General features: G+C 44.1%; 4 protein-coding genes. 1 reads left to right on the top strand and 3 read right to left on the bottom strand.

Annotation, left to right across the window (positions count from 1 at the left end):
• Nucleotides 1–187: 187 nt before the first annotated feature.
• Complete coding sequence (locus tag IT291_06135) at nucleotides 188–2,401, bottom strand: hypothetical protein (GenBank protein ID MCC6220800.1); 2,214 nt, start codon at nucleotides 2,399–2,401, stop codon at nucleotides 188–190.
• Between the two features lie 409 nt (nucleotides 2,402–2,810).
• Here IT291_06135 and IT291_06140 point away from each other — a divergent pair, with 409 nt between their 5' ends.
• Nucleotides 2,811–3,458: a hypothetical protein gene (locus tag IT291_06140; protein MCC6220801.1), complete on the top strand. Its 648-nt coding sequence runs from the start codon at nucleotides 2,811–2,813 to the stop codon at nucleotides 3,456–3,458.
• A 197-nt stretch (nucleotides 3,459–3,655) separates the two neighbouring features.
• Here IT291_06140 and IT291_06145 read toward each other — a convergent pair whose 3' ends face one another.
• Both IT291_06145 and IT291_06150 read right to left on the bottom strand, forming a co-directional pair.
• Nucleotides 3,656–5,437 (bottom strand): hypothetical protein, encoded by a 1,782-nt coding sequence (locus IT291_06145; GenBank protein MCC6220802.1) that lies wholly within the window; start codon nucleotides 5,435–5,437, stop codon nucleotides 3,656–3,658.
• A 23-nt stretch (nucleotides 5,438–5,460) separates the two neighbouring features.
• On the bottom strand, nucleotides 5,461–6,472 hold a 1,012-nt coding region (locus IT291_06150; GenBank protein ID MCC6220803.1), incomplete at its 5' end, for an ATP-binding protein.

Below are 6,472 nucleotides of genomic sequence, written 5' to 3' on the forward strand. Positions count from 1 at the left end.
ATGGCCAAATAGCGGAAAACAGATTCAGCAGCTAGAAGCTCAAACAGGGCAGTTATTATGATAACAAGCAAACAATACCTTAATCAAATAAATTCTGTGAATTCAGTGAGACAACATAGCCAGAACAGACTGACAGCCTAATCACCAGCCAACTGCATTCGATAATTTACCCTTACCTTACTTAAACTTATTGCACTACGCGCATACCCTTTGGCGCGATTGGCGGAGTCTTGTCACTACTTGCATATGGAGGGGGGAGCTTCCATGTGCCGTGATATGAACCAAGATAAATATACCCGTTATGCGGATTAACTTTTAGAGCCGCGATATTTATCTCGGGTCCAAGATTGTAAGAGATGTTCTCCCATGTGGAGCCATAATCCGTTGAACGAAAGACGCCATTAGATTGCCCCATCGTCTGGTCGGTGTTTGCAGCGTAAATGATGTTTGGCTTGAGTGGATCAATCGCAATGGCTACAGTGCCATATCTGTTAAAAGCATCCTTAGGAAATCCATCCACCGCTCCTTTTTTAATCCACGTTGTACCATTCCACACGTAAAGGCCGTTTGTTTGAGCGACGGCGTACATTCTGTTTTCATTCGTCGGATCAATGGAGAGCGCTGAAATGCCTGCCGATGTCTCCGTGTTTGTGATAGTACTGTGAACAGTCCATGTTACTCCCGCATCGATTGATTTATAAATTGTTTTATCCCAAAAACCATACACATGGTCGCCGTTTCCAGCAAAAACAGCCTCTACGCGGTTAGAAAGTCCCGTCCATGTAATTGCCTTCGTTACGGCATTGCGAACGCCTTTATACCGGTTCGCGTAAATAATATTGGGATTCTGCGGATGAAAATCGATAAACGTATAACCTATGTCCATGCTGTTTCCAGCGCTGTCTTTTGAGAATTGCCAGGTAACGCCATTATCCGCACTTTGAGCAAGAGTTTGTTTGTCCCATCCACCGTTAGAAGAAATAATAAGCTGCGAATTAGAAAGAGAATCAATTGCCCCGGCCGTGGCTGACCTGACGTAATTACCATTGTCGTTATAATATTGTATTAGAAATGGCCTGAAAGTTGAGCCGTTATCATCAGTAATGTAACCGCCGTAATCGACGAGGAAGATCGCGAATCTGTTTGGGTTTGTCCGGTCAAAACTAAAGCTCGCTACACCATTACCAGCCGCACCACCCGTGTTGCCGGAATTGCTGTATCTCCAATTTAGCCCACCGTCAGTCGTCTTTTTCATATGATAAAAAGCGCCCGTTGCGATGGCTATATTCTTATCGGTAGGATGGGCAACAATGGGTCCGGTGCCCCATCCAAAACCCGTGTTGGTATTGGGATGTTCCAGGGAACCACTGACATATCCATCCGCATTGGCTTCATCCGTAGTGACAGGGCGTTGCCAACTGGCTCCACCGTCATGAGAGTAAAAAAAGTCCTGCGGACTATTTACAAAATACACATAAAGATAATTTCCATCCGCGGGGCTGATGGCAAGAGAGGTCGCCTGTTTGCCAGCAGATACGTTCATGCCATTACTGCTTGAGCTAAAATTAAGCCCGCCATTGGTTGATTTATACACTTTATATTCATACACAGTGGCGTAAACATTATTTGGGTTCTGTTTATCAATAACTACCGAAGCAGGGTTTTTGGGCAATCCGGCGCCTATCTTGATAGGAGTTGCGCTGCTGCCATTGTCCGTAATCTTCCAAAGACCGGACGGCATGACAATAAATAATATATTTTGCGTGGTGGGGTGTGTTTTTATGTCGTCCATTCGTACACCGGGATTCCAGATGACTGTCCACGTACTTCCGTTATCAGTGGATTTCACCAGCTTTCCATCAAGGGTTACCGCATATACAGTTCCGTTATTGGCAAAGGCTACGTGTGTGCCTCCATTAAATATTTTGTAATAGCGCCCAGGAAATACTAATGACCAATTTTGGCCGCCGTCGGTACTTCTGTAAATGCCATCTGCGGGCGATTGCGGTATTAATGCCGATGACATGACACCACCGGTCGCGAATACTAAATTTTCATTAAGCGGGCTTACTGCGACAGAAGTCGCGCCTCTTGCCAGGAATCCCTTATGCGATTTTGCCCAGTTTGATCCGCCATCAATACTCTTCCAAACCTGACTCACATCATTGACATTATAAACAGCATTAGGATTGGAAGGCGCGTAACTGATAGAGTAAACATTTTGTGTTCCCTCGCCACCCATTAAACCTGCTGTTTTCTGCGCCTTGGTGCGTATTGGCACTTGCTGCCAGACCTGAGCGCCCTGAGCTACAACATTAGGCGTAACCACAAAGAAATAAAGGACTAAAAAACCCGCAGTGAGTAGGATTTCTCTAATTTGAAATAAGTTGACTTTTTTCATAGCTCTCGCTCCTAAACGAAGATCGAAAGGTGGAACAAGGGAAAATAATCGCAGCGGATAAGCGATGGTATCTGCTATGATATCGGCGTAAAATGGGTTAATCAACTAAATTTTGTTAATTCTAGCCAACTTTTTTGCAAGATGAGATTATGTATTTAACTGCGTATGCCTAAGTAACATACAGGGTGTGTCGGATGACACACCCTGTATAGCAGACGCCGAAGGCGGATGCCAGTGCGTAGCACTGTATTTGTAGAGCCTAAATGTGTCTATCAATTGGGGCTCTACAAATTGAAAATAACAACAAGGGGTTGTTTTTTGTCTCCAGAGTAGGCAAAAAACCAATCGCAGAAGCGATTGGTTGGAAAACGGTAGTTTTCCAACAGGCCCATATAGATATTATTCAATAATGACATCTAATTCAGACGGTTACATTCAAAATATAACAATTCCCATCTTCGAAAGTCACTCTTCTTTCGAGTTAGAAGAGTTATTTAAACTCCAACTAAATTACTTTCAAACCGATTGGTTCGGCTCAGCACCTCTTGCAAAAACTGGCTTTGTGTTAGTCTTGACCCCTCAACACCTTATGTTTGCCGCAGAATGCTTTGAGGGGCCCACTTGCGATAGAAGCTATTGCCTCAATGAATTTCGCGCAGGACTTTGGGAAAGAGACGTCGCGGAGTTGTTTTTAAAAGAGGACCACAGCAATCGCTATCAAGAATTTAATTTAAGCCCTAGCGGTGCGTGGTGGTCTGGACTTTTCGACTCCCACCGCAAGCCCTCGTCCTCGGCTTTTTTAGAACCAACAGGAGTTAAAGTTTTCGCTGAGGCGAAGAAAGAACATTGGCGCGCAGCTATCTCCATTCCTCTTTCTTCCCTTTCGGTTTCATTTGCTTTTACCTCCGCATCTAAGGCAAATGTGTCTTTCATCATCGGGGGTAATAAAAGGCAATATCTGAGCTGGTCAAAGATTAACGCTAAGGAACCGGACTTCCATCGAGTTAGTGATTTTGAAAAAATGAGGAGGCTCACACTGTGTAAAAGAGACCTTTGAGGCGCTGCGATAGCTGAAACCGAGGGATCAAAAGGCCTCCTGGCTGATCTGAAGTAAGGTTTAATGTAGCCAACCCATTGACATTACACATCTTTTCGCAATAACACGATGACCTTATTACTAAGTATTGATAATTTGCGCTCATATTCGACTATAAATTTATCCAAATGACGCAGTAAAGAACCTTATGAAGTCTCTCAGTTACCCAATGTTCGCAAACCCGTTGGCGCCTTCGGCGAACTTGAATCCTGATTCCCGCCTTGATATTCATACGCACCTATATCCGGGGCAGTGTCGCGCGGGTTGTTCTCAATATCGCGACTTAAAGTCGTTACCACTCCGGCGCCAACTAACGGTGAAGAACTTCGCAAATGATAATCTCTTGCCGATTCGTCAACAAAAAGCGGTGACGCATTGAGGTCATTTGACACGTTAGCGCGATCGTTCCAGGAAGTAATATTGTAGTCGCGCTGATCGGCCCTTAAAAGCGCCGCGCCACCTGCCTGATAGTCATTGTTACGAAAATACACTTGAGTAGATAAATCCCTTCCTAGCTGCATGGCCACATCCGCACGACTAATCATAACATTATTGCTTAGTTGAAAAATGGCGGGAACATTGTAATAGGCATTTAGGCCAATGCCCGGGCTCACAATAGTGTTGTGGTTTAAAATTATGTAATTTTGTCTTCCATAATTTGCCACGGCAAGAGATGCGCGGGAAGTCATGGGATCTACATCCGTTCCTTCGACCCCCTGCCCATTGTCAATAATTAAGTTGTTTTCAAGAGAAATAGATATTGCTGTGCTTATGCTACTGGCATCACTTAAAAACGCTACTCCTGGTCCGTAATTATTTCTAATGATGCTATCGCTAATTTTCCCCCTAGCTGAGTGCACGCGCAGTCCGTATCTACCATAAGTTGGCTGCCAACCATTTCGCTCAAACAGGCAATTGCGAAATTCTCCGTGAGAAATATCAGCTAGCGATGCTACGACATGAGCTCCCCTTAAGGTTCCTCCATGATCTTTATTGTCGTTAAAGGTGCAGCGGTGAAAGTAAACATTGTAGGGCTTCTGCGTCTGTGACTGCGTATTTTCTACTGACCCACCATTATCCTCATTCCAGGCCCCAATTGAATCATATATATTGACATCATGCCCCTCTATGTGAATTCCATTTCCGCGGCCCAACAAATCACTTGCAACTTTTTGCGAAACGCTTCCGTTATAATCAGCCAAAATATTATGGATGTCGATGTGATGTGCGGTAGTACTTGCCATTAATCCATGAACTGCTCCACGCGTTAAATGAAAATCGCGAATCTCCAGATAGGAAGAGTTGGCTATATTAAAGGGTATATGCGTGCGGCGCGCGCTATAGAAGAATACCGTATTACTAGCCCTTGGTATCGGCCCAGAACTTGCTGGATTGTAATAAATGGTGCGCGAACCTTGAATGTAACTCCAAGTTCCATCTACTGGCGAAGCAGTATCCCCCTGTGGATTTAAGGGCATCTCTACTCCATATGGGTCAATTGTGGGATTCGAGGAAGCGTAAAAAACGGTAACTTCCTCGTTAGGGTGAGTCACTTGATAACTATAGACTCCATTTGCATCTGGCCCTTGCCAAGAGGAACTCGTTAAAGGCATGCGGCCATTAATTATAGGCCGGGCTCCACTACCATAAGCGCCAAAAACTATTTTATTTGTGGCCGTTCCGTTTCGGTTGCCGACAAAAACTCGTCCATAAAAAATCGTCCCCCTTTTCTGCAGATAAGTATTTCCCGGCTCAAAATTTCTCGTGGGAGTTTTTTGCAGTATGTCTTCCCAAGAATCAAAGGGATGTGCTTCTGTGCCATTTTCTTGAGGATCGCTCGCTGATGGGTCTATGTAAAAAACAGTCTGCGGCTGCGCTACAGCAGTTTTTATAAAAAGAAACGGTAGAATTAATATCAACAGCAATAAAAACGAGCGCATAAATATTTAAACTAATTAGAATGTCAAAACAACGTTCCGTCCCAGAGCTCAGCGATAAAATCTCTTACCGATAACACCTCTACGCCATCTTCCTCTTTACGACTTCGCGGCTCAAGCGATACTAAAATAAGTCGCTTTGTCTTAGGGTGCTCATTTTTAAACTCTCTTAAATTCTTAAGATGTCGGTTATTAATGGAACGAATCGCCTTTGCCTCTATGGCACACAAGTTCTCACCCACCACAAAATCCACTTCCTGACCACTGCTAAGTTTCCAATAATAAAGATCTAAATCTCTCTCACCATACGAGACATACGCGGATAATTCGTGAAACACCCAATTTTCAAAGGCCTTTCCCCACAACTGACTTTCCATTTCAAGCAAGCCGCGCTTGGCCAAAAAATTCACTACGCCAACATCAAACATGTAAAATTTGGGCGCATGAATTACCTTTCTCTTGGGTTTTCGCGTATACGCCGGCAAGAACCTTCCCAAATGCGTTTCGCAGAGAATCGAGTAGTAGTTAATGACCGTATCCCTGGAAACTCCACAGTCACTGGCAATATTAGTGTAGTTAATTATTTCCGTGTCTGATATTGCAGCAATGCGCAAGAAATCAGAAAATGGGGGAAGATTCCTAACTAAACCTTCGTCTAGGATTTCTTCCTTTAAGTAATCACTTACGTAAGAACGAAGCAAACTCGTAGGCTCATCATCCAAATAAATCGAGGGCAAATACCCGTGGTTAAGCAGTCGCTTTAAATCAAAATCATTTGCCAATTCGCGACTTACAAGCCCAAACATTTCGTGGCGAACCGCTCGCCCACCGAGTAAATTAGCCGCTCCGCGCTTTACTTTGCGGGCGCTAGAGCCACAGAGCCCAAACTTGATATTCTTATTTTCTATTAACCAATGGACCTCATTTAAGAGTGCTGGCACTTTTTGAATTTCATCAATAACAACTAGCTCGACTCCAGCTCTTTCAATTTCCGCTCTTAACAACTCTGGGCGACTAAGATAACGGACGTAGTTTTCA

Source organism: Deltaproteobacteria bacterium, from assembly GCA_020845775.1.
Classification (GTDB): domain Bacteria; phylum Bdellovibrionota_C; class UBA2361; order SZUA-149; family JADLFC01; genus JADLFC01.

Bases quoted from the DNA above. Each gene is read 5' to 3' on its own strand.
- IT291_06135 (MCC6220800.1), bottom strand. From the start codon at position 2,401: ATGAAAAAAGTCAACTTATTTCAAATTAGAGAAATCCTACTCACTGCG.
- IT291_06140 (MCC6220801.1), top strand. From the start codon at position 2,811: ATGACATCTAATTCAGACGGTTACATTCAAAATATAACAATTCCCATC.
- IT291_06145 (MCC6220802.1), bottom strand. From the start codon at position 5,437: ATGCGCTCGTTTTTATTGCTGTTGATATTAATTCTACCGTTTCTTTTT.